Source organism: Bacillus sp. JJ634 (assembly GCF_036962285.1).
In the GTDB taxonomy this organism is placed as follows: domain Bacteria; phylum Bacillota; class Bacilli; order Bacillales; family DSM-1321; genus Peribacillus; species Peribacillus asahii_A.
Genome location: NZ_JBALMU010000007.1, coordinates 5,999 through 30,172, shown reverse-complemented (window position 1 = coordinate 30,172; position 24,174 = coordinate 5,999). Strand labels below are relative to the sequence as shown.

At 36.6% G+C, this 24,174-nt stretch carries 23 protein-coding genes (1 of these 23 running past the window's edge); 18 read left to right on the top strand and 5 right to left on the bottom strand.

Annotated elements, in window-relative coordinates; genetic code table 11:
- Positions 1 to 130: 130 nt before the first annotated feature.
- Positions 131 to 307, top strand: a complete 177-nt coding sequence (locus V7068_RS01385) for a hypothetical protein (protein ID WP_499710636.1) — start codon at positions 131 to 133, stop codon at positions 305 to 307.
- 104 nt (positions 308 to 411) lie between these two features.
- Here the strand turns inward: V7068_RS01385 and V7068_RS01380 are convergent, their stop codons facing one another.
- Entirely contained in the window at positions 412 to 669 is a 258-nt protein-coding gene (locus V7068_RS01380) for a hypothetical protein (RefSeq protein ID WP_119118279.1), read from the bottom strand.
- 188 nt (positions 670 to 857) lie between these two features.
- Positions 858 to 1,919, bottom strand: coding sequence for a tartrate dehydrogenase (locus V7068_RS01375; protein ID WP_499710635.1), 1,062 nt, complete (start codon positions 1,917 to 1,919; stop codon positions 858 to 860).
- A gap of 200 nt (positions 1,920 to 2,119) precedes the next feature.
- Here V7068_RS01375 and V7068_RS01370 point away from each other — a divergent pair, with 200 nt between their 5' ends.
- From V7068_RS01370 to V7068_RS01345, 6 genes are all read left to right on the top strand, one after another.
- Positions 2,120 to 2,446 (top strand): YnfA family protein, encoded by a 327-nt coding sequence (locus V7068_RS01370; RefSeq protein WP_499710634.1) that lies wholly within the window; start codon positions 2,120 to 2,122, stop codon positions 2,444 to 2,446.
- A gap of 392 nt (positions 2,447 to 2,838) precedes the next feature.
- On the top strand, positions 2,839 to 4,206 hold the full coding sequence (locus V7068_RS01365; RefSeq protein ID WP_499710633.1) for a sigma-54 interaction domain-containing protein: 1,368 nt from the start codon (positions 2,839 to 2,841) through the stop codon (positions 4,204 to 4,206).
- Positions 4,207 to 4,498: 292 nt separating this feature from the next.
- Positions 4,499 to 6,052, top strand: a complete 1,554-nt coding sequence (locus tag V7068_RS01360) for an acyl-CoA synthetase (protein ID WP_499710631.1) — start codon at positions 4,499 to 4,501, stop codon at positions 6,050 to 6,052.
- Between the two features lie 99 nt (positions 6,053 to 6,151).
- On the top strand, positions 6,152 to 6,943 hold the full coding sequence (locus V7068_RS01355) for an enoyl-CoA hydratase (RefSeq protein WP_499710630.1): 792 nt from the start codon (positions 6,152 to 6,154) through the stop codon (positions 6,941 to 6,943).
- Positions 6,944 to 7,142: 199 nt separating this feature from the next.
- A complete protein-coding gene (locus V7068_RS01350; RefSeq protein ID WP_499710629.1) occupies positions 7,143 to 8,600 on the top strand; it encodes a GntP family permease in 1,458 nt (485 codons plus the stop codon).
- 202 nt (positions 8,601 to 8,802) lie between these two features.
- On the top strand, positions 8,803 to 9,780 hold the full coding sequence (locus V7068_RS01345; protein WP_499710628.1) for a glycerophosphodiester phosphodiesterase family protein: 978 nt from the start codon (positions 8,803 to 8,805) through the stop codon (positions 9,778 to 9,780).
- A 466-nt stretch (positions 9,781 to 10,246) separates the two neighbouring features.
- Here the strand turns inward: V7068_RS01345 and V7068_RS01340 are convergent, their stop codons facing one another.
- Positions 10,247 to 11,362, bottom strand: coding sequence for an RNA-guided endonuclease InsQ/TnpB family protein (locus V7068_RS01340; RefSeq protein ID WP_499710627.1), 1,116 nt, complete (start codon positions 11,360 to 11,362; stop codon positions 10,247 to 10,249).
- 275 nt (positions 11,363 to 11,637) lie between these two features.
- Here V7068_RS01340 and V7068_RS01335 point away from each other — a divergent pair, with 275 nt between their 5' ends.
- The 4 genes from V7068_RS01335 to V7068_RS01320 all read left to right on the top strand — a co-directional run bounded on the left by V7068_RS01335 (position 11,638) and on the right by V7068_RS01320 (position 15,366).
- Positions 11,638 to 12,888 (top strand): erythromycin esterase family protein, encoded by a 1,251-nt coding sequence (locus tag V7068_RS01335; RefSeq protein ID WP_499710626.1) that lies wholly within the window; start codon positions 11,638 to 11,640, stop codon positions 12,886 to 12,888.
- Between the two features lie 404 nt (positions 12,889 to 13,292).
- Complete coding sequence (locus V7068_RS01330; RefSeq protein WP_252295312.1) at positions 13,293 to 13,970, top strand: C40 family peptidase; 678 nt, start codon at positions 13,293 to 13,295, stop codon at positions 13,968 to 13,970.
- Between the two features lie 345 nt (positions 13,971 to 14,315).
- Positions 14,316 to 14,519: a hypothetical protein gene (locus V7068_RS01325; protein ID WP_499710625.1), complete on the top strand. Its 204-nt coding sequence runs from the start codon at positions 14,316 to 14,318 to the stop codon at positions 14,517 to 14,519.
- A 91-nt stretch (positions 14,520 to 14,610) separates the two neighbouring features.
- Positions 14,611 to 15,366 carry a GTP cyclohydrolase II gene (locus V7068_RS01320; protein ID WP_499710624.1) on the top strand — a complete coding sequence of 252 codons (756 nt, stop codon included), beginning with the start codon at positions 14,611 to 14,613 and terminating at the stop codon, positions 15,364 to 15,366.
- A 381-nt stretch (positions 15,367 to 15,747) separates the two neighbouring features.
- Here V7068_RS01320 and V7068_RS01315 read toward each other — a convergent pair whose 3' ends face one another.
- Positions 15,748 to 16,728 carry an aldo/keto reductase gene (locus V7068_RS01315; protein ID WP_499710622.1) on the bottom strand — a complete coding sequence of 327 codons (981 nt, stop codon included), beginning with the start codon at positions 16,726 to 16,728 and terminating at the stop codon, positions 15,748 to 15,750.
- Between the two features lie 402 nt (positions 16,729 to 17,130).
- Here V7068_RS01315 and V7068_RS01310 point away from each other — a divergent pair, with 402 nt between their 5' ends.
- The 6 genes from V7068_RS01310 to V7068_RS01285 all read left to right on the top strand — a co-directional run bounded on the left by V7068_RS01310 (position 17,131) and on the right by V7068_RS01285 (position 22,301).
- On the top strand, positions 17,131 to 17,691 hold the full coding sequence (locus V7068_RS01310; RefSeq protein ID WP_499710637.1) for a DNA-3-methyladenine glycosylase I: 561 nt from the start codon (positions 17,131 to 17,133) through the stop codon (positions 17,689 to 17,691).
- Positions 17,692 to 17,855: 164 nt separating this feature from the next.
- Positions 17,856 to 18,296: a cell wall hydrolase gene (locus V7068_RS01305; RefSeq protein WP_499710621.1), complete on the top strand. Its 441-nt coding sequence runs from the start codon at positions 17,856 to 17,858 to the stop codon at positions 18,294 to 18,296.
- A gap of 433 nt (positions 18,297 to 18,729) precedes the next feature.
- Positions 18,730 to 20,316 (top strand): amidohydrolase, encoded by a 1,587-nt coding sequence (locus V7068_RS01300; RefSeq protein ID WP_499710619.1) that lies wholly within the window; start codon positions 18,730 to 18,732, stop codon positions 20,314 to 20,316.
- A 222-nt stretch (positions 20,317 to 20,538) separates the two neighbouring features.
- Entirely contained in the window at positions 20,539 to 21,285 is a 747-nt protein-coding gene (gene map / locus V7068_RS01295; RefSeq protein ID WP_119116720.1) for a type I methionyl aminopeptidase, read from the top strand.
- 411 nt (positions 21,286 to 21,696) lie between these two features.
- The gene (locus V7068_RS01290) at positions 21,697 to 22,086 is read left to right on the top strand and encodes a cupredoxin domain-containing protein (protein WP_499710617.1); all 390 of its coding nucleotides are present in this window, start codon (positions 21,697 to 21,699) and stop codon (positions 22,084 to 22,086) included.
- Between the two features lie 77 nt (positions 22,087 to 22,163).
- Positions 22,164 to 22,301: a zinc ribbon domain-containing protein gene (locus V7068_RS01285; RefSeq protein WP_499710616.1), complete on the top strand. Its 138-nt coding sequence runs from the start codon at positions 22,164 to 22,166 to the stop codon at positions 22,299 to 22,301.
- A gap of 103 nt (positions 22,302 to 22,404) precedes the next feature.
- Here the strand turns inward: V7068_RS01285 and V7068_RS01280 are convergent, their stop codons facing one another.
- Positions 22,405 to 23,379, bottom strand: a complete 975-nt coding sequence (locus V7068_RS01280; RefSeq protein WP_499710614.1) for an NAD(P)H-dependent flavin oxidoreductase — start codon at positions 23,377 to 23,379, stop codon at positions 22,405 to 22,407.
- Positions 23,380 to 23,734: 355 nt separating this feature from the next.
- Here V7068_RS01280 and V7068_RS01275 point away from each other — a divergent pair, with 355 nt between their 5' ends.
- A protein-coding gene (locus V7068_RS01275) for a MarR family winged helix-turn-helix transcriptional regulator (protein ID WP_499710613.1) crosses the window boundary here: on the top strand, positions 23,735 to 24,174 show its 5' portion. It continues 52 nt past the right edge of the window; the window shows 440 of its 492 coding nt (coding positions 1-440); the start codon lies at positions 23,735 to 23,737; the stop codon falls past the right edge of the window.

Genomic DNA, 24,174 nt, shown 5'->3' with positions numbered 1-24,174 from the left:
TATATGTAAAATGAAGTGATAGCAGCAATGATAATTTATATAATGAAGCTTATTGTAAGCCGTTTATACATATAAACCACAATCATTAGAGAAAAACAGCGTGGTATCAACAGAAGAAGGAGAGATTCAAATGAAAGATACAATCGTTCTAGGGCTTTATGTACTTGCCACAATATTAGCCTTACTATCGGCTATTATATATCCTTTAACAGGTATGAAAATCATTTTTAGTATAGCGACAGTATTATATGCTTGGATGAGTTACTCTTATTATTCTAAATATAAAAAAGGTAAGCAGAGAAAATAAGGAATTAGTGCTTTCATGGCTTATCATAATAAACAGGGTTGCCTTATAAGATGAGGCAACCCTGTTTGTTCTTTATTTTTCCTTTAGTTAGTCGCTGTAATGAATTAAAACAAGAATAATTCATGTTCCGTATAAAGAAATTCTACATCATACCCTTTGTTGCGCAGAGAAGGGATTAAAGTGTGATGGTACTTTTCCTTGTTAAGATCTTTAACGTAAATTTTAACCCCTGTACCTTTTCCTCTAATTTCACCAGTTAAAACGACTGTACCTATAGACTCTTCGATTTGTGCCTTAATAAAGTTTGAGTCATTCTCGAAATACTCATGGACTTCATATAAAAGAACGTTCATTTTCCCCATGCTTTTCCCCCTCTTTTTTTGAGATATAATCAGCATTCCGTCCTTACTATATATTACCATATCATTAAATAAATATTCTGAAAATACTTAATGAAATGTAAGTAATGATATAGAAGTTTATGTTTATATTCGGTCAAGAAAAAAAGGACCTTTCGAGAGTCCTTTTCTTCAACCGTTATATCGCCATCTTATGAGCGTGCTTTTAGTTTATTAATAATATGTTCAGTTACTTCTATTGTAGACGCAGTACCACCGATATCCGGAGTTTTTATGCCATCTTGGAGTACTTCTTCTATTGTGTCTAATAATAGAGTACCTAGCTCTTGCTCTCCGAAGTGATCGAGCATCATTTTCCCTGTCCAAATTTGTCCAATTGGATTAGCAATTCCTTTGCCAACAATATCTGGCGCAGAACCATGAACAGGTTCAAACATGGATGGGAATTTTCCATTTAAATTAATATTGGCAGCAGGTGCAATTCCGATGCTTCCCATAATGGATGCCCCAATATCCGTTAGAATATCTCCAAATAAATTGCTTGCTACAATTACATCAAAGGTATGAGGTTTTGAAACAAAGAAAGCACTAAGGGCATCAATATGTATAGATTGCGTTTGAATATCCTCATATTTTCTTGAAACATCTTGAAAGACTTCGTCCCAAAAAGGCATAGAATGAACAATTCCATTTGATTTCGTTGCGCTTGTAACATGTCCTTTTCTCGCTTTAGCTAGTTCAAACGCATAATCCATGGCACGCGTGATTCCCTTTCTAGTGAAAATAGCATTTTGAATCGCCATTTCATCTTCGCCAGAATGAATTCTTCCTCCAATTTCACTATATTCTCCTTCACTGTTTTCCCTTACTACAATGAAATCAAATTCTCGCGGGTTAGCGAGCGGAGACACAATTCCTTTCATTTGTTTTGCAGGACGAACATTGATGACTTGTTCGAATTCTCTTCGGATATTAACAAGCAGTCCCCAAAGAGATACGTGATCTGCAACAAGTTTTGGATTTCCAACCGCTCCTAAAAAAACGGCATCACTTTGTTCTAACTGCTTTAATCCATCTTTTGGCATCATCACACCGTGTTCGAGATAATACTCACAGCTCCATGGGTATTCTTTATATGTAAAATTAAGCCCCCCATGAATATCGGCCAGCACATCTAAAACTTTAATGGCTTCTGGCATTACTTCTGTTCCAATTCCATCTCCAGGAATAACGGAAATCTCCCACTTTTTCACGTTGTCTCCCCCTTGGATTCATACTATGCTTTTTTAAAATAGTTTATAAGCATATAATCTATTATACAAAACATTCCAATATTTTGTAGTATTAGACAATAAAAACGGGCAAAAATTTTCCACTTTTAAGAGTTTAGAAATAGAAGAATACGTTATGCTATTACTTGTATATCATTAAATGTTTGAAGGAAGTGAATGGAGTGTTTTATGCGATTGTATTATTTATACTAGCGGGTTTAGCGGAAATAGGAGGGGGATACCTCATCTGGTTATGGTTAAGAGAAGGAAAATCTGTTTATTGGGGAATCTTTGGTGGAATAGCATTGGCTTTATATGGTGTGATTGCTACATTTCAATCATTCCCATCGTTCGGCCGAGTGTACGCTGCCTATGGAGGAATATTTATCGTTCTTTCTGTATTGTGGGGGTGGGGTATTGATAAAAAAACACCTGATTTATACGATTGGATAGGTGCATGTATATGCTTAGTTGGAGTTTCAGTGATGTTATTAGCCCCACGTCACTAACCACTTCCATGACTAAAGCCGCTGGGGTTCTTTTCTCGCAAATATCCGACTTCCCATCTTCCATAAGAAGAGGCAGAGGCGAGACTTGGGTAAGCAACACTTGAGAGAAAAACAGTCTTGTTCCATGCATACATTTCTTGTCAGGATTGTCGTGCAGTTCAGCTACATCATCATTAAGCTGATACTAATGAGTACTTGCCAATCCATTTCTACAAAATAGTCAGTGTTCGTTGCGTATAGATCTTGAGGTTACATTTGTTCATATGCAAAGAAAATCTAAATTCTGTATCGGAAAACCTAAACTTCCATAATATTGTAATTGTGCTATAGTTAACTATATTACTTTTATTCCCAATTTTAGTATAGAGCCAAATTATAAAAAGGAGAGTACGATGATTACAGAACATTTTTTCAATAATAAGTTACTAGATATAGTATTTGAAAGTACATATTATGGCACTGTGATTGTTGATATTAATGGGAAAATCCAATATATAAGCAATAATTACTGTGAATTTTTAAAAATTGAACGGGAACTAGTGATTGGTGAGCACGTGACAAATGTAATTGAAAATACAAGAATGCATTTAGTAGTACAAACAGGTAAAGCAGAAATGGCCGACTTACATTTTCTTCATAACGATTTTGTTATTGCTAATCGAATACCTATTATAAAAAATAATGAAATACTCGGTGCGATAGGAATTATTACTTTTCGAGATCTTGCTGATTGGAAGAGTATGAACAGCCATATTAACGAACTTTTAATCAATTATAAGTTTTATAAAAAGGAATCGGAAATACCAGGCGGGATTAAGTATTCTTCACATGATTTAATTGGAAAATCACCAGAAGTCCAACAATTAAAGGATTTTGTAAAAAGAGTCGCCATGGGGAATATATCTGTTTTAATTCGAGGAGAAAGTGGTACAGGTAAAGAAATTATTGCGCATAGCATTCATCAATTTAGCGGAAGAATGGATAAACCATTTGTAAAGGTGAATTGTGGAGCTATTCCGGAACAATTGATTGAATCAGAACTTTTTGGCTATGAGGCAGGTGCTTTTACTGGGGCAAAAAAGGGAGGAAAAATAGGGAAGTTTGAACTTGCAGATGGTGGAACAATTTTCTTGGATGAAATTGGCGATATGCCTTTGCATATGCAAGTTAAGTTATTAAGAGTTCTTCAGGAGAACGAATATGAGCCTGTAGGTTCGCTGTACCCTAAAAAAGTAAATGTTCGGGTGATTGCAGCTACAAACCGTCCTTTAGAAAAATTGATTGAACAAAAACTTTTTCGTGAAGATTTATTTTACCGAATTAATGCGGTTCAATTATTCGTTCCTGCTTTACGTGATAGAACGGAAGATATCCCTTTACTTGTAGAGCATTTTCTAAAAAAGGCCGCAGCTAGGATTGGAAAAAGAATTACTTCTATACACCCGGAAGTTCTGTCGTTAATTGAGCAATATGATTGGCCAGGAAATATAAGAGAATTAGAGAATGTAATTAATGCAGGGGTTCATCTATCAAGTAATGGAGAAATAAGAATAGATGATTTACCCCATTACTTGAAAAATTACAAGTTGGAAGCAGAGGAAAGAAGCTTAAAAGATATTGTAGAAGAAACAGAAAAGAAGGCAATTGAAAAAGCACTAAAGAAGTTTAATTTCGATAAAAACCGAGCAGCAGCAGCTCTTGGAATTGGGAATTCTACTATATACGATAAAATCAAGAAATATCAGATTCTGATCAAATAAAATAAATCCGGGATTTCGGAATTTACTCCGAAATCTCGGATTTATTTTTATTTTCAAATGAATGTTCGTTTTGCCTCAATAGATTAGGAAGAGATGCAATAAATCAGATGTTATAAATAAATTACTTTCCCCGCTTATAGAAAGTTTCGTATTAGGGACTTTCCGAAAATTAAGAAAAAAATGGAGATTTATATAATGATTTAATTCCAAAATGCTGACAATACAAAGTTACAAATTTTGGCATAAATATTGCATTAAATATAGTTAATATAACGAAAGGGAGGAATTTTATTTGGATATTGGATTTTTCACAAGAAAAATGGCCAATGATTTAAATACGTTAAATCATAGAAAAGTAGCCATACAAGAAGAGATGGGAAAATCATGGACATATTCGGATCTTCACCGTATATCAAACTCCTATGCAAATAAGCTTTGTGAACTTGGGGTTGAAAAAGGAGACCGTGTCGGCATCTTGTTTCATAACTGTCTTGAATATTTCGGTCTTTATTTTGCTGTTGCAAAAATTGGAGCAATTGCTGTCCGACTTAATTTTCGGCTTTCGAGTGCTGAGCTTGAATATGCATTAAACGATTCGCAGACGAAAATAGTATGTTTTCATTCGAATTTATCTAAGCAGCTGGAAGGGATTGTGAATCAAGTTTCTGTTGAGCGTTTTATTTGTCTTGAGAATACCCAAGATGCTATCCCGCATTGGTCTGAACCATGGAGTATATTAGAGAGCGGTTCGATAGAAGAAGTAAACGTGAGACATATTAAATTACACGATCCAGTTATGCTGATGTATACATCTGGGACAACCGGAAGACCTAAAGGGGCGATTTGGACTCATGATACAACATATTGGTTCTCTGCAATACAAGCATTGAAATGGAAGTTTAATGGTCAGGAAGTTGGGATGACTACTGGTCCACTCTATCATGTTGGAGCTATGGAAGATATCGCCCTTCCGATTCTAATGATGGGTGGGACGGTTATTATTACGAAAAGCCAAGGTTTCGAGATTGGAAGGATTCTATCCGTAATAGAACATGAAAATGTAACCGATTGTTTTTTATTCCCATTTATGATTTATGAAATGTTAAATATGCCTAATCTAGATCAATATAATTTGAAAGCTTTAAAAACAATTTATACCGGTGGTGACCCGCTCATGCCATGGGCGCTCGAACAATTGAAAATGAAGTTTCCACATCTTGGAGTTGTTCAAGTGTACGGTTTAACGGAAGGTCAACCAATTGCGGCTGCGCTCGATCCAGAAGATAATTTTACGAAGGGTCATACTGTTGGAAAGCCAATGCCTCTTACAGAAATTAATATCATCGATGATAATGGAAGGCCTCTTGCTGTTGGTGAAATTGGTGAAATTGCAATTAAAAGCCCGGGGGTTTCAGAGGGGTATTGGAGGAGACCTGATGCAACAATGGAAACATTTGTTGAAGGTTGGTGTAAAACGGGAGATTTAGGAGTATTCGATGAAGATGGGTATCTATCAATAGTAGGGAGAAAAAAAGATATGATTCGAAGCGGCGGTGAAAATATTTATGCAGCGGAAATTGAAGATGTTTTATACCGCCATCCAGATGTGAAGGAAGTTTCGATAATCGGTGTTCCTGATCCTAAATATATTGAAGCTGTATGTGCGGTAATTGTTAAGAAAGAAGGAGCTACCCTAACGGAAGAGGATGTAGTTGAATTTTGTAAAAAACACCTAGCAAGTTATAAGAAACCTAGAGAAGTCAAATTTGTGAATGAAATACCTCGCACCCCTTCAGGGAAGGTTCAAAAGTATGTTTTACGAAATCAGTATAGTGGTATAAATTAAATCCCATATTTCACTAGATAAAAAGAGAAATGGTTATTTGAAGAAATACTTAATAGTAGATTGATATCTAAGTTTAAAAGAAAGTTGGTGTCGAATCCGATGAATAAAATTCAAGTTGTATCGTGGTCGAAGCAGAGCCAGATAGCAAAAATTGTGATTGATAATCCACCTGTAAATGTATTTAGTGCTGACGTTATTGAACAATTGACACTTGTATTAGATGAAATTAAAAACGATTCGGAAATTAAAGTTGTAATTATTACAGGGCAAGGGGAAAAGGCTTTTGTTGCTGGTGGAGATATAAAGAGCTTTCCAGAATGGATGGGAAAAGGGGTGGAAGAAGGAAAGCAAAAATCACTTTGGCTTCAGGAACCTCTTAACCAGATTGAACGTTTATCTCAACCAACGATTGCTGCAATCAACGGCGTGGCGCTAGGCGGAGGATGTGAACTAGCTTTATCGTGTGATATTCGAATAGCGGAGGAACAAATTCAAATTGGCCTTCCTGAAATTAAATTGGGGTTATTTCCAGGAGCTGGGGGTACCCAAAGGCTTTCACGGTTAGTTGGAAAAGCGAAAGCAAAAGAAATGATTTTTACTGGTCAGCCGCTCTCTGCAGAAGAGGCAAAACAAATTGGACTAGTTAATCATGTTGTTCCTAAAGGAAAATCTTTAGAAAAGGCATTGGAACTAGCAGAATGTATAAGCAATTTTTCATTGCCGGCTCTTTCCTTTGCCAAGCGTTCTCTTGATGTTGGCCATGAACAACAACTTCATGAAGGCTTAGTTACGGAAGCTGAGTATTTTGGTCATGTTTTGCAAACAAAGGATGTAAAAGAAGGGGTTGAAGCCTTTATCCAGAAGCGGAAACCAAAATTTATAGATAAGTAATCGTAGAAAACAATCTTAAGTGAGTACATAAGGGAATGTATGAAAATTTTGATGAACAAGAAGAGTGCAGAATAAAAGGACTTTCTGTATGTTAATTCTCAAGAAAGAATACAGATGTTCCTTCTTCTTTAGGCAGGTCATCTCAGCACATTGATTATATCTAGAGAGGCTTTATATAACCGTAAAAGGAGATTGATTTATGGACCTTATTATTATTCTAGCAGCTCTAGGGCTACTCATATTTGGCGCTTATCGAGGCTATTCTGTTATTATTTTGGCTCCAATATGTGCATTGTTAGCTGTATTTTTCACTGAACCAAGTCATGTGTTACCATTCTTCTCTAATATTTTTATGGAAAAGTTAGTTGGCTTTGTAAAACTATATTTTCCTGTTTTCTTACTGGGTGCTATTTTTGGTAAAGTAATTGAGATTACTGGAATCGCTGAGAGAATAGCTAAGGTTATTGTTCGGTTTATTGGGGCTAAACAAGCCATTCTGACTGTCGTGCTAATGGGTGCTATTCTTACCTACAGCGGGGTTAGCTTATTTGTAGCTGTGTTTGCTATTTATCCTTTTGCAGCTCAATTGTTCCGCGAGGCAAATATTCCAAAACGACTCATTCCAGCGACCATTGCATTTAGTGCTTTTACTTTCTCGATGGATGCCATTCCGGGATCACCGCAGATTCAGAATGTTATTCCAACAAGTTTCTTCGGTACCGATATCTATGCTGCTCCAATACTTGGAATGATTGGTGCAGTGTTCATTTTCGGTCTTGGTATGTGGTATTTAGAGAGCCGTCGACGTAAGGCAGCTGCGAATGGGGAAGGGTATTACGGAATCGGAAAAAATGCAATCAATGAGATGGCAGCCGCTAGTGAAGCAGCGGATATTCATGAAGCGAAGTCTGCACCTGCTACTCAACTTTCAGATGGAAAGATAAAGGTGAAAGATTGGCTTGCTTTTCTGCCGCTTGTATTGGTAGGTGTTATGAATAAGTTTTTCACCACCTACATTCCTAAATGGTATGAGAATGGATTTGATTTTGCGAAAATTGGATTAGAGAGTTTTGGAACGGTTAACTTAAGTCAGAATCTTGGTATTTGGTCAGTTGTAATGGCGCTTCTTGTAGGGATTGTAACGGCCATTGCTCTAAACGTTCAGGAGGTTAAAAAGAATTTCCAAGAAAGTATGAGTGTTGGGATAAGCGGGGCCTTGCTTGCTACAATGAATACCGCATCTGAATTTGGGTTTGGGGGAGTTATCGCAGCTTTACCTGGGTTTGCCATCGTTCAAAATGCCCTTTCTTCAACTTTTACCAACCCGCTAGTAAATGGGGCGGTATCGACAAATATTCTTGCAGGAATGACGGGATCTGGATCTGGAGGAATAAGTCTTGTATTAGGTGTAATGGCAGAGAAGTATGTAGAGGCAGCTAATGCCGCTAACATTCCATTAGAAGTCATGCACCGTGTAATGTCTATGGCAGCCGGTGGAATGGATACGCTTCCACATAATGGTGCTGTTATCACTTTACTTGTAGTTTGCGGCTTAACACATCGTCAAGCTTACAAAGATATTTTTGCTATAACGATTATTAAATCTTTTGCAGCTTTCTTCATTATCGGTGTTTATATGCTGACTGGTCTTATCTAAAAAACGAATGAAGTTTGTTGTGACTTCAAAAATCCAACGAAATTACTTTAATTAAAAAGGTATAATCCCCTCACAAGCATAGAGGGATTATACCTTTTTGATGTTAGAAAAGCTTATATAGAATTTCGTAACGATGCAAGTGGAGGGTATCCATGCTAAACTATAAAAGTTCATTATTACATATAAAAAAATTGGAGAAGTTATGAAGAAAATTAAAACATTTATAAAAAGATTTGTCCTATTTTTATTCATTTTAGTAGTATTCATGTACGTAAATAATACCTCTTTATTTACTAAAACGACAGATGAAGCCCCTCTATTGTTAGCACATAGAGGAATGGCTCAAACATTCCATATGGAGGGAATTACAGGTGATACATGTACGGCAGAAAGGATTTATAAGCCGGAACATCCTTATCTAGAGAATACGATTCCGTCTATGGAAGCAGCCTTTGAAGCGGGTGCTGATATCGTTGAATTTGATGTCCAACCTACAAAAGATGGTCAGTTTGCTGTTTTTCATGATTGGACACTTGAATGCCGGACAGATGGAAAAGGGGTAACAAGGGAACATACTATGCAAGAATTGAAGTCTCTGGACATCGGATATGGATACACGGCTGATAATGGAAAAAGCTATCCGTTCCGTAGCAAAGGAGTAGGGCTTATGCCGTCCCTTGAAGAAGTGCTGTCTTATTTTCCAGATGAATCGTTTTTAATTCATATTAAAAGTGATGACCCAGCAGAAGGAAAACAACTGGCTCATACTCTTTCTACATTATCAAAAGAACGTTTAAGTCAATTAACGGTTTATGGTGGAGATCAACCTATTCAAGCGTTAAAAGAAAGTCTTCCAGACCTGCGGGTTATGTCCATGGCTACGATGAAAAGTTGTATGCTTCCTTATATCGCTGTAGGATGGACGGGATATGTTCCTGCTGCTTGTCAAAATACACAAATTCACATTCCAGAGACATATGCTTCGTGGATGTGGGGATGGCCGGATAAATTTATCAAACGATTAGAAAATGTAGATACTCGAGTATTTATTGTTGCAGGTGATGGAGGATGGTCAGAAGGTTTTGATACAGCGGAGGATGTTAAGCGTCTGCCATCTAACTATTCTGGCGGTGTTTGGACCAATAGAATTGATGTAGTTGCTCCTATCTTACAACAATAACTATGCCTTTGTAGTGGAATTTTTATAAACTGAGCGGTTTTACCGCTCAGTTTATTTTCGGTTTATTATTTTTTAACATAATGTAATATCAGTCGTGTAATTTTTAGTATTTTATCCAATTTTATAAATATTGATATAATGAAAGATAAGGTATTATTCCATATTCAACCTGATATACATATCAAAGTCAGCTACATTCCATTTAAATGGGTGTTTTCTTTTGGAAACGGTTTATGAAGTTATCTTGCTTTTATTCATCGGATGGAACATTTAGTCAACAACCCGCCACTTAACGACCTTACGGTCTGTTTGAAGTGGGGGCTTGCGTCTGTCAGAGTTTGACAGTGCTTCTACCCTCATAGAGAGCAACTACGCTTGTTCCTACCCAGTAGTACGAACGAGCAATGCTCTCCTACCTTAGTGTGGTGGAACATAAGGACGGTTGACTTCGCCCCTACCGCAAGAGTTATACTCCTGTGGTAACTACACCAATATGTTCAATTCCTTTACGGTGTAGATTCATAGCACCAATACGGTCATCACTTGATTGGTATTGGCAATTTTTGCACTTAAAAGTGTGTAGCTTTTTATTACGATTTGCTTTTTCAATATGCCCACATTTGGGGCAAGTTTGAGAAGTATATTTTGGGTCTACCACAATCACCTTCTGTCCGTTCAATTCAGCTTTATACTCAAGCATTTGACGGAATTGGTAGAAAGCCCAAGACACAGAAACATAGCGGTTTTTTACTCGTACTTTTTCAGTGGCAGTACGAACACCTGTCAAATCTTCTAAAACAAACATAGTACCTCTAGGGTATTTATCAACGAGTGCCTTTGTAATTTGATGGTTTACATCAGTTACATAACCGTTTTCTCTTGAACCAATTTGTTTTAGTTTCTTACGAGCAGATGGTGTTTGTCGCATTTGGAGTTGTTTGCGAGTAGCTTTAAACTTACCACGCTTATGCTTGACAATGTTGCCATTATAGAAAGTGGTTTTACCTTGACTATCATAAGTAGTAGCAAGAAAGTTAATTCCTAAGTCAATACCGACAATACTATTTACATCTGCTAGGCCTAATACTTGGTACTCTTTTGTCATCGGGATATGCAAGAACCACTTCTTGTACTTATGCACTAATTTAGCAGTGCCAAATTTCCAAGTACCATTGAAGTATTTCTTCATAGCCTTACGTTCATAATTTAGCTTTAGACGACCATCCAGTGTATTTACGCTAAATTGATTTTTAGTTAGTGAGTAATCACGATTCCATACAAGGTCATATTCAGGAAATTTAAATTCAATCAGAGACCATTCATGTCCATTCGATTTAGCTGACTTGTAACGAGCGATTACGGTTTTCATCACGGATTGAGCCATTTGACTTTTTAGTCCAAATTGATTTCGTAAATCAGAATAATACAAGTTATTAAGACTTGTTTGGTTTAGGTTTTTTGTTTCAAATATGTGTTTCGATAACCAATTACAAGCTTTGCGATAAGCACTAGTCGTTATCCTTAAACTTTGAGCTTGATTATCGGAAACATAGATTTGTATTTTTGCAGTAATGGTAGACATTATTTTCACACCACCTTCCACTAACCAAATTATACCAATTTTTTAGTTAAAGTAAATAACTTAAACAGAGGAAGGAGGAGGTAAGGCGGAAGTTTCAGATACTTGATATGGCACAAAATCTTACGATTTTCACCGTACCATACCGTATCTGACGGCAATTCCTCCCCCACTTATCGTTGGGCTAACGCCCTTCACACGACTGAAGTAGGGGTATCCTTGCCGATTTTAGATAAAGTCACTTAAATCCGTTCATACTAAGGAAGAGGTGAGCGGAATTGTTAAAAACAAGTCAATTAATAGACGAAATTAAGAATTATGCTGTTAAATTTTCAAGTCCAACAGAACTTCAGCTTTTGATTAAAGCAGCAAGTCATGCTAAATATGTTTTGCTTGGTGAAGCGAGTCATGGTACGAGTGAGTTTTATACTATTCGTACCGAATTAACAAAACAGCTTATTCAAGAACATCAATTTTCTTTTGTCGCTGTGGAAGGAGATTGGCCAGCTTGTTATGAAGTAAATCGTTATGTAAAAGGATTGGCTCCCGAATATCAAAGTGCGGAAGATGTGTTGAAAAAATCGTTTAACCGCTGGCCAAGTTGGATGTGGGCTAATCATGAAATCGTGAATCTTATCGATTGGTTACATTCGTATAACCAAACACAACCGGAAAAAAAAGTAGGGTTTTATGGTATTGATGTGTATAGCTTATGGGAGTCTATGGAAGCGATCGTAGACTATTTAAAAAAAATCAAGTCGCCTGATTTGCAAAAAGCATTAAATGCCATTGAATGTTTCGATCCATATAAACGTAAGCCAGAAATGTACGGAATTTCTTCTGCATTTTATGGGGAAAATTGTATGAGCGAAATCCTCGAGCTACTAAATACTATAAAGGAAAATAAAAGTATTCATACCGAAGATCCTGAAGCAGCTCTTAATATGAATATTAATGCGATTGTTGCGAACAACGCTGAGCATTATTATCATACGATGGTGACAAATGATAATGAATCTTGGAATATTCGGGATCGTCATATGGTCGAAGCCCTTCACCATATCGGAAGTTTTTATGGTGCAGCGGCGAAAGGGATCATTTGGGAACATAACACACATATTGGTGATGCTCGAGCTACGGATATGGCTGATGAAGGAATGGTTAACGTAGGTCAATTAACTCGAGAAAAATATGGACAAAACAATGTATATGCGATTGGTTTTGGTACATATCAAGGGACTGTTATTGCTGCAAAAAGATGGGGAGATCCTGCTGAGGTCATGACTGTTCCAAAAGGTACGGAAGGAAGTTGGGAAGAAGTGATGCACAACGCTGGTAGCTGTAATCAATATTTGCTCTTTACAGAAGAAAACAAGCATTTATTTCGCAATGTAATTGGGCACCGGGCGATTGGTGTTGTATATAATCCTGCTCACGAACATTACGGAAATTATGTGCCTTCTCGTTTGTCTGAACGATATGATGCGTTTATTCATATTGACAAGACAAAAGCATTAACACTTTTATGAGAGAATAAGGGTTAGAGAAAAGCTATTGAGTGATGTCATCAGTATAAATGAATTTGTCTATGGAATTTAAGTACGTTAAAAATGCTTAAAATTGAAACCGCTGTGGTTTTGAAATAAAGTCACGATGGTTATAAAAAGATGAACCGAAATACCTTATCTTAATAAAGAAGGGAGTTCGGTTTTTCTTATTGTACCAACTTGGCAAGTTAATGCAATAGGAAAAATTCAGGTTGATTAGGGAGGACAATAAAAAAGCAAAAGTAGTATTAAGAATATTTTTTCGAATAAAATGTCTCTTCTCCACACTTTTTGCACATTTTTGTAATGTTCTTGTTATATGAATTAAATACGGGTGTTACTTTAACGTGGTAATATATGAAAAAAGAGGGTTCGGGGGAAAGAATATGAAAAAAATTATCGCAGCATTTGTTGTGACAGGGTTGATGCTTTCAAACCCGATCGTGAGTGAAGCGGCATTAGGGGATAGAACACTAAAAAGTGGAATGACTCATACTGAAGTGAAACAATTACAACAAGTTTTAAAAAGCAAAGGCTACTTTACAAATAAAAAAACGACTACCTATTTTGGAACAGTTACAAAAAAAGCAGTAGTGAAGTTCCAAAAAGCTAAAGGTTTAAAAGCAGATGGCATTGTAGGTGCTAAAACATATAAAGCGTTAGGTATTAAAAAGCAGACAGTAAAAACTGCCAGCGTAGGAGGAAGTTCTTCGGCAGAGCTGGTGAAAGAGGCTAAAAAATATTTAAATGTACCGTATGTCTGGGGAGGGAGCACACCGAAAGGATTTGATTGTAGTGGGTTTCTAACCTATGTATTTAAAGAAAGCTCAAACACTACTCTACCAAGAACCGTTGCAGAGATTTATAAAAAGGGAACAAAGGTTTCGACTCCAAAAGTTGGCGATGTAGTTTTCTTTGAAACGTATAAACCGGGTGCTTCACATGCGGGGATATACATAGGAAATGATCAATTTATTCATAGTTCTTCATCAAAAGGTGTGAGTATTACCTCTATGAATAATAGTTATTGGAAAGAAAGATATTTAGGAGCTAAAAGAATGTAGTAGTGAAAGAGCTGATTTTATGATCAGCTTTTTTGCTGTTTAAGAATAATTAAGTTATTTCAGGTTTGGTAATAAAGTTATTATAAAAGGAGTTGTGTCCGATTAAATATTAATTCAATCGGACACAACTTTTTTATTATCTAGGCTTGTGGATTAGAAACGATAGGAAAGGAAAAACTACACCTATTCAAATCTTGGTATTTGGTGAGCTTTAAAGTGGACCCAAAATGGAAAAGTTAATTCTTTTCTAAAAACACTGCTTATGAAGGCAAGCCGGTTTTCTAGACTAATTACAATACTCCAATTGTGAGTGCTTTTTTAATTTAGTGAAGGAGATGTTTGAATATGACAAAGAAAAGCCATTTAAGTAATGCTTTTGATAACCTTAGTGATAACACACAGGAGGAAACGAAAGTAAACCAAACACAAGAAACTAAACAGATTACAAGTGAAGAAACAGTTATCGAGAATACGAATGCAGAACAGCAAGAAGCAATCCAAGAAGCTATTAATGGGGAGACTACGCCGGAAGCAACAGAAGAGGTGTAGTAGAGTCTGCCACGGTAAAAGAAGTGACAGAACACATTCCCTCGTCAATCCAAGAGTGCAAAATTGAAACAAAAACAAAAGGAGTGATTTTATGGCAGAGACTAAATTGGATTTGAAAGTTCTTTCTATTTTAGAAGATAAAATTCAATTAATAAAAACGGAAGAGGGGGCTATTTATTTAGTCGGACCAATCAAACTGCCTGTTGATTTGTACGGAGAAACTGTTGAATTTAAATGGTATTGCTGGCTGAATTGTGATGAAGTAACAGAGAATTTTGAAAGAATTATTAACAAGTTATCCTCTGTCAATTTAGCTGAATTCCAACAATCAAGTGTCCTCGCCTATGGCGACTTTCAATACGGCGATGATGCAATTATTCGTATGCATTCGATTTGTCATACAGGAGATATATTTGGAAGCAAGCGGTGTGATTGTGGGTTTCAATTAAAACAATCGATGAAAATGATTGTTGAACATGGCACTGGTGCATTGTTTTATTTAGCCAATCATGAAGGAAGAGGCATAGGCTTGTTCAGTAAAGCTATGGCTTATATCCTTCAGGAAAATGGTTATGACACAGTGGATGCAAATCAAGCGCTTGGTTTTGTCGATGATTCAAGAAATTATAGGGATGCTATACAAGTTTTAAAAGCATTAAGAAGCAAACCTGTTACTCTTATCACCAACAACCCTAAAAAATTAGACGCCCTAAAAAACTCTGGCTTACCTGTATTAGGAAGAGAAGCGTTATGGGGTGATGTATCAGAGTATAATGAAAAATACCTTGAAACAAAAATAAATCGGTCCGGTCACATGAGAGATGAGGATACTTGTTGCAATGACTAGTCATGAAGTCTATACCTTACATAATGCGCAGGCAATGAAAGGTCAGACACCCCAATCCTGTTGTTTCAGGGAATGGTGTTAAAATATTTGAGGATGCAGGAATTGACATGATTATTGATGTTAAGCGAGAAGAACCTATTGACTCATTTATAATAGGAACAAAAAGTAACATGAAAAGTTATTCACTTGAAAATACATAAGCATCTATATAATAGTAAAAAAGAAAAACGACCGGTTACGATTATGTATCCGGTCGTTTTTTACATTTAAAAGTAAAACAATTAAATAGAATAGAAGAAGCAAGGGAACGGGTTTTTCATATCCTTTCGAGCTGAATGCTTGGAAAATAGATTACTCCAAAAGAATAATGGTTTTGTTTTATTATTTAAAGCCCGCTACTGGATGAGGGATATATGGTTCCTCAAGTTTTTGAATCTCTTCAGGCGTTAATTTAATCTCCAAAGCAGCGACAGCATCTGTTAAATGGTGGAGTTTGGTTGCTCCGATAATAGGGGCAGTTACCGGCTGTTTTTGCAAAATCCATGCTAAAGCAATTTGAGCCCGTGGAACTTCCCGTCTTTCAGCAATTTCTTTAACGGCTTCCACGACTTTTCGGTCAGCTTCGACTGTCGCTGTATAAAGCGTTTTGCCAAATTCATCACGTTCTGAACGTGTGCTTGTCTCTTCCCAATCTCTCGTCAGTCGTCCGCGCGCCAAAGGACTCCACGGAATTACGCCAATTTTCTCTTCACGGCAAAAAGGAAGCATTTCTCGTTCTTCTTCCCGGTATAACAAATTCAAGTGATTTTGCATACTCACAAACCGTGTCCAGCCATGGCGCTCTGCTGTGTAAAGAGCTTTTTGGAATTGCCATGTATACATAGAAGAAGCCCCAATATAACGGGCTTTGCCTGCTTTGACAACATCATGAAGGGCTTCCATCGTTTCTTCAATCGGTGTGTTATAATCCCAGCGATGTATTTGATAAAGATCCACATAATCCGTTCCTAGACGCCGAAGACTGTGATCAATTTCTGTCATAATCGCTTTGCGTGATAACCCGAAACCATTTGGCACCTTACGCATCGTTCCATGGACCTTAGTAGCAATGACGATTTCATCGCGATTTGCATATTCCTTCAATGCTCTGCCTACAATCTCTTCACTCGTTCCGCCTTGATAAATATTAGCCGTATCAAAAAAATTAATCCCCAGCTTAAGAGCTTTCTTAATAAATGGCCGGCTTTGTTCTTCATTCAGTGTCCACGTATGAACACCGCTTTTGGGATCGCCATAACTCATACACCCAAGCGCAATCCGCGAAATGTCCATCCCTGTATTCCCAAGCTTCACATACTCCATGACTCAACCTTCTCTCTATCAAATTTATATTGTTGATGATTCAGGAAAGCTGTATGATTATATCTCTAATGGTTGTTATATCCTTCCAATTGAGATTATATCATAATCAATTTATGTATAGAATTTTTTGACTTGAACCATGAATACTGCTGGCCAATCAATCGCATTACCTGATTATAAGTTATTAGATGGAGTTTCAATTGGAACGTGAATAGAACTTTTTTGAGTAATCCTGTAATTTGTTCGTTTATCAAGGTGAAGGGCATTATTTCGATTAACCTTTATTTTAAAGCTACAACGTGTGGAATTTAAATAAAGATTGATAAAAGACAGGTTTAGGTTCATAAATTCAAGGCGAAATAAAAAGGGAAAAAAGATAGAAAAAGGATGGTGCTGCAAATGATGAAGCGATGTATGTGGGTAAAAACTAAAGAGCCTCTATATATGGAATATCATGATAAGGAATGGGGAGTACCTGTCTATGATGATAGGACATTATTTGAAATGCTATGCTTAGAAGGGGCACAAGCTGGACTCAGTTGGTGGACAGTTTTGCAAAAAAGGGAAAATTATCGAAATGCCTTTGATCAATTTGAAGCGGAGAAAATTGTTCAATATACAGAAGAAAAATTGCAATCATTAATAGAAAATCAGGGGATTATTCGCAATAAAATGAAAATTTATAGCGTTGTAACGAATGCAAAGGCATTTTTAAAAATTCAACAAGAATATGGTTCATTTTCTAGTTATATATGGAGTTTTGTAGATAATAAGCCGATTATAAATAATTGGGAGACAGCAAAAGATGTACCTACTTCAAACGAAATAAGTGATAAAATGAGCAAACAGTTAAAAAGAGATGGATTTAAATTTGTAGGAAGTACCATTTGCTATTCCTATATGCAAGCAGTGGGCATGGTCAATGACCATACTTTGGAATGTTTCCGTCATCCTTCGCAGTAAAAAACACCACCTTAGATTTCAAAGCTCTATGTAATGATTTGGATTCAATAATATAAAAAAGAATGCCATCGTTTTCATCTTACTTAAAAACTAAGCATTCTTATTTGATAAACAATGACATGAATGTAGGCTTTTTTTCATACTATATTTTTGAGGTGAAAAAAATGGCAAGAGCAAGCTACCGAAGTTCAGACATCGACTTAATGGCAAGGATGATGAGAGCAGAAGCCGAAGGTGAAGGACAACAAGGAATGTTATATGTTGGAAATGTAATTGTGAATCGTCTTGTAGCTAATTGTTTAGACTTTAAAGGTTTAAGAACAATTCCACAAGTCATTTATCAAGTACAAGGAGGAAATTATTCTTTTGAAGCTGTTCAAAAAGGGAATGTATTTTATCAAAGAGCGAGAGGTATTGAAAAAAGATTAGCAAAACAGACTTTGGATTATTGGAGAGATCACCCGGGGAAATATGCCCTCTGGTATTTTAACCCATATGCTCCATGCCCTCCAACATGGTACGGTCAACCTTTTGCTGGTCAATTTAAAAATCATTGTTATTATGAACCGAAAGCTGGAACATGTGCTAGTGTTTATAACGGTTAGGTTGTCTAGAAGCTATTATTAATTCTGGAGTTTTATTATACTTCTGTCTTTTTAGTACTGCGAATATGAAATTTTTGGTTGTAGGCTGATAGCCACTATTCATTCAATGCAACTTCTATGGGTAGTATAACAGTTGTCAGTTAAAAAAAGCTTGAAACCCTAACCGTAGCCTATTTTTTCAATCGTTGTTTTGGTATATTTTTATCTCATGAAATAAAAAGGGAACTTCCTGGTTTAGCAGGTGGTCCCTTTTTTTATATAGCAAAGATTGTTGAAGTTTATTAAAAGAAAGGTAGTAGTATAATAATAAATATAGGAATTTGAACATTTTAAAATTAAATAGTTTGAATTCAAAAGGTATCAAAAAAATATTTTGATGCCTTTTGATAATGGATAGAATTATCTATTAACCATAGAGAAAGGAACCTTTTTTATGAAACAACTTTGGTATGGCGGGAAAATTTATACAATGGAGAAAGAAAATGAAACTGTAGAGGCGGTCCTTGTTGAAGATGACAAAATTATCGCGGTAGGTACACTCCATGAACTAAGTGCACAGGCAGATGAGAAAGTTAATCTACAAGGTGCTGTCATGTATCCAGGTTTTGTTGATAGCCATCTTCATATGATATTTCAGGGCGAAAAGTTAGTCCGATTAGATTTAACAAAGGCCGCTTCAGCCGAAGAAATGCTAGAAATGGTAAAAGAGACAGCTAAGACTACACCCTCTGATCAATGGTTATTTGGCGAAGGATGGAATGAAAATAATTTTGCTGATCAACGAATTCCCACAAAAGAGGAGCTGGATGCGATTCGTAAAGAACCCATTCTTTTAACAAGAATTTGCCATCATATGATTTTGGGGAATACAGCAGCACTTGAAGCAGGCGACATCTTTGAAAATAGCGAATCCCCAGCAGGCGGTGAAATTGGACGAAATGCTGAGGGAAGATTAAATGGTCTTTTATACGACTTAGCAATGAATGCTGTAACTGACGCTATACCAAAAGAAGGTGAGGCGTATATCGAGTCTTTAACTGATTCTCTTAATCTTGCCATTGATGATATGCTTTCATATGGTTTAACTGGCGGCCACACTGAGGACATGCACTATTTCGGGAAATTTACTAATCCGTTAACGGCTTATCATCGAGTAGTGGGAGAAAAACATCATTTCAGAGTAACATTGCTACGCCATAATGCAGTATTTGAAGAAATGATGGAAGCAAATGCGAAATTTGATGAACCCTTTATTGAACCAGGTGCTATGAAAATCTTTGCTGATGGTGCGTTAGGAGGTTCTACGGCAGCATTATCTAAACCTTATTCTGATCAGCCAGATAATCGAGGATTATTCATTCAAACCGATGAAGAATTAGAAGAATTAGTTAAACTAGCACGCAAGTATGATGAACCTGTTGCCGTACATATGATTGGTGACGCGGCAGCAGAACAAGCACTCAATGTACTTGAAAAATATCCATTAACAAGCGGTAAAAGAGACCGCTTAATTCACTGCTGTGTTTTACGTGAAGATTTAGTAGAAAGAATGGAAAAACTACCGGTTGTTTTAGATATTCAACCCGCATTTGTACCATCTGATTTCCCATGGGCTATCAATCGACTCGGTGAAGAACGACTAGACTGGGCGTATCCATGGAAAAAACTAATTAATCGTGGCTTGATGTGTGCAGCTGGGACAGATGCACCAATAGAAGATATTAATCCGCTTACTTCTATTTATGCGGCTGTAGAACGAAAAAAACCATATGCAGACCATAATGGTTACATACCAGAAGAAAAGTTGTCTCGCTTTCAAGCTGTCCAACTCTATACAATTGGCAGTGCAAAAGCTATTTGTAAAGAACATGAGCGCGGGTATATTAAACCCGGTTATGTTGCAGATTTTTCTATTTTTGATCGTGATTTATTTGATGGAACGTCAGAAGATATGCTAACTGCAAAAGCTGTAAAAACAGTCGTTGCAGGCCGTACAGTATTTGACAGAGCTAAGGTATAGTTATCGGATTCATGAACAGAGGGAGTTTTATCAATATTGTAAGTTCATAAAATATTGTAAGTTCATAAAATTTGCGTCTTCACCTCATAACAAATCTAAAATAAACTTTTACATACTTAACCCGGTGATTTTAACGGGTTTTTGTATTGATTTTCACCTACAAAAAAGCATATGATAATAGAGGATTTGTATTTAAAGATTTTAGATGAAAGAGGATTTTAAATGATTACATTAAAAAGCGAACGTGAAATTCAATTAATGGCGGAAGCGGGTAAATTGCTTGCAGCGACACATAGAGAAATTGCTAAAATGATTAAACCAGGAATTACAACTTGGGAAATCGAAGAGTTTGTTGAGAAATTTCTAGCAGAACATGGGGCAACGCCGGAACAAAAAGGATATCAAGGGTATAAATATGCGACTTGTGCATCAGTAAATGATGTCATTTGTCACGGTTTTCCTTCTAAAACTCCGTTAAAAGAAGGCGATATCGTAACGATTGATATGGTTGTCAACTTAAATGGTGGTTTAGCGGATTCAGCATGGTCTTATGCAGTTGGCGAAGTTGCTCCAGAAACACAACGATTATTAGATGTAACAAAAGAGTCTATGTACCGTGGAATTGCAGCCGCAACGGTAGGTAATCGTTTAGGCGATATTGGGCATGCAATTCAATCTTTTGCTGAAGCGGAAGGATTCTCTGTCGTACGTGATTTCACTGGACACGGTATCGGAAAAACGATGCATGAAGAGCCAATGGTGCTGCATTACGGTAAACCAGGAAAAGGCACACGTTTAAAAGAAGGAATGGTTATCACAATCGAGCCAATGCTAAATGCCGGAACATGGCATATGAAGATGGATTCAGATGGATGGACAGCAAGAACGGCTGATGGTAAATTATCGGCTCAATATGAACATACACTTGTTATTACGAAAGACGGTCCGGTTATTTTAACAGAGCAATGATATGCATAAAAAAGCAGCGATAGATGTCGTTGCTTTTTTATTTATTTATTTTGTTTTAATGATGTGACCACAATATGACTCATACATACTCATAAGTCACTAGTGAATATGACTTTCTTTTCATACAATGAAAAAGGAGGAAAAATAAAAATGGGTTACCTTCCAACCGAATACGGATAATACTTGTTCTTGTTAGAATATTTATAGTGATTGGAGATAGGAATAAAACACCTTCTTAGGCTGCCATATTACCAAATTCTATTGGCGTGTGGTAGCCTAATTGTATTTCACAGTTTAGGTCCTCTTAGTAATTGGAGACTATAGGATACAGGAATATGTAAAACACATAGATTTACGTAATAATATTTTATGAATTGGAAAAAGATAGTCTTAGGAAAGGAGGGATTGTGAATGTCTGTAAAAAAGTGGCTAACTAGATTGGTCGTTTTACTTGCGACGATTATGGTTGTGACAACTCCAGGCTCACTCAGTGTATTTGCCGAGTCCGGCGTCGTAGCACAGCAAATTGAGTCAGTGAAAGCGATTGAGGTCGAGTTGAACGATGATTACTTTAATCCGAAAGTCATCACTATTCCGAATGGAAGAACGACAACGTTAATATTGAAAAACAAAGGTAAGAAAAAGCACACCTTCACAGTGGAAAAACTCAGAATTGACGCCGAAGTCCAGCCAGGAAAAGAAAACACCATTACCGTGGAACCGAAAAAGCCCGGTACATATGATCTGATATGTCGTTACCATTTTCAAGAAGGAATGGTTGGGAAAGTAATAGTTAAATAATAAGCAGGGCCAATCGGGCCTTGCTTTTTTAGCGAGAAATGGTAATATAAATCGGTTTGTTGGAGAGGAGAACAAGTATGTCTGAAAAAAGTTGTATAAAATGCGGAAGCAAAGATGTAGAGAAAAAGGAAGTTGCAATGACAGGAACAAGATTATCCAAAATATTTGATATTCAATATTTTAGTGGAGGAAGAAGTGTTCGATTTGGAAGATGAATTTATAGCTATTATTTAGAAAAAAAGCCACACAAGTAAAACCACTGTGCGGCTAATCGTGATTAAGGCTATAAAATGTTAGAATGGGACGATGTTTTCAGACTCAGATCATTCTAACTACATTACGGCTGATTAGACTGTCTCTTGCTTCAATATATTCCTTATAAATTTTGTCTACAAATTCAGCTGCACTAGTAACCTCTTTAATAACACCGATGCCTTGACCACTTCCCCAAATATCCTTCCACGGCTTCACGGCCTTTTCTCCAAAATTCATCTTAGATGGATTACTTTCAGGAAGATTGTCAGGATCCAATCCTGCCGCTCGGATTGATGGTTTCAGATAATTTCCATGAACACCAGTGAAAAGACTGCTATAAACAATATCATCAGATGTACTGTCAACGATTGCTTGCTTATACGCTTCAGAAGCACGGGCTTCATGTGTTGCAATAAACGGTGAGCCAATATATGCAAAATCAGCCCCCATTGCTTGGGCAGCCAAGATTGCACTTCCTGTAGCAATCGATCCGGACAAAGCAAGCGGACCGTCGAACCACTGTCGGATTTCTTGAATCAAAGCAAACGGACTCTTCACACCAGCATGACCGCCAGCTCCTGCCGCAACAGCAATTAAACCATCTGCACCTTTGTCAATTGCCTTGTGCGCGAAAGTGTTATTGATTATGTCGTGCAGAACAATTCCTCCGTAACTATGTGCTGTGTCAAATATCTCTTTGCGGGCACCTAAAGAAGAAATTATAATGGGAACTTTGTACTTCACACACAATTCCATGTCGTGCTCTAACCGTTCATTTGACTTGTGAACAATTTGATTAATAGCAAATGGTGCAGCTGGGCGATCTGGATTTTTTGCGTTATAAGCTGCGAGCTCCTCTGTGATTTCTGCCAACCATTCATCAAGTAAGGATGCAGGTCTAGCATTCAGTGCAGGCATTGATCCAACTATTCCTGCCTTACATTGCTCTATCACTAGCTTAGGATTACTAATAATAAATAATGGTGCGCCAATTACAGGGATACGCAAATTCTGAAGTATTGACGGAATTCTTGACATTTGTTGTTCCTCCATTCAATTTATAGGCATGTAATTTGTGCCTTATCTTATTTGTAAAGAACATGTACTCAGAATTTTAGTAAATGCACGCTGCAGAAAGTGTAAAATCACTCACTTTAATTTGTTAAATTTTCTTTCAATCATTTATATGTATATACATATATTGAATATCGTCACAAAAAGAATAATTTTTCTTTCTCTTCCTTCTTAATTCATGTATATACATATATAATGGTATTGATAAACATATTATCTGTCAAGAAATAATTACCAATTAAATATTGAATGCCACCTTAATGAAAATATAGTGAAGGATTTATCAAGTTCGAATGGGTTCGAAAGGAGAGTCTGCTTTATGAATAACAAACATAATGAGATGGATTATATTATACAATTTTGTGCCTGTGCGAACCTTAGAAAAGCAGCAAGAATTGTTACTCAAATATATGAAAAGCAAATGCAGCCTACTGGCTTAAAAGTCACCCAATACTATATGCTAGTAAACATTGCCCGTCATAAAGAAATTTCAATTAGCAAGCTAGGAGAGATTATGTTACTTGACCAAACTACTATTACTCGTAATGTAAATATCCTAAAGCAAAGTGACTATGTTAACATTACAAAAGATAAAAATGATTCAAGAACAAAATCTATTTCGATAACCGATATAGGTCTTATTAAATTAGAGGAAGCAACGCCTATTTGGTTACAAATACAAGAAAAAGCTGAAGATGATATGGGTAAGGAAAAATATAAATATTTGTTAGAAGCGCTTAAAAATTTACAAAAATCTAT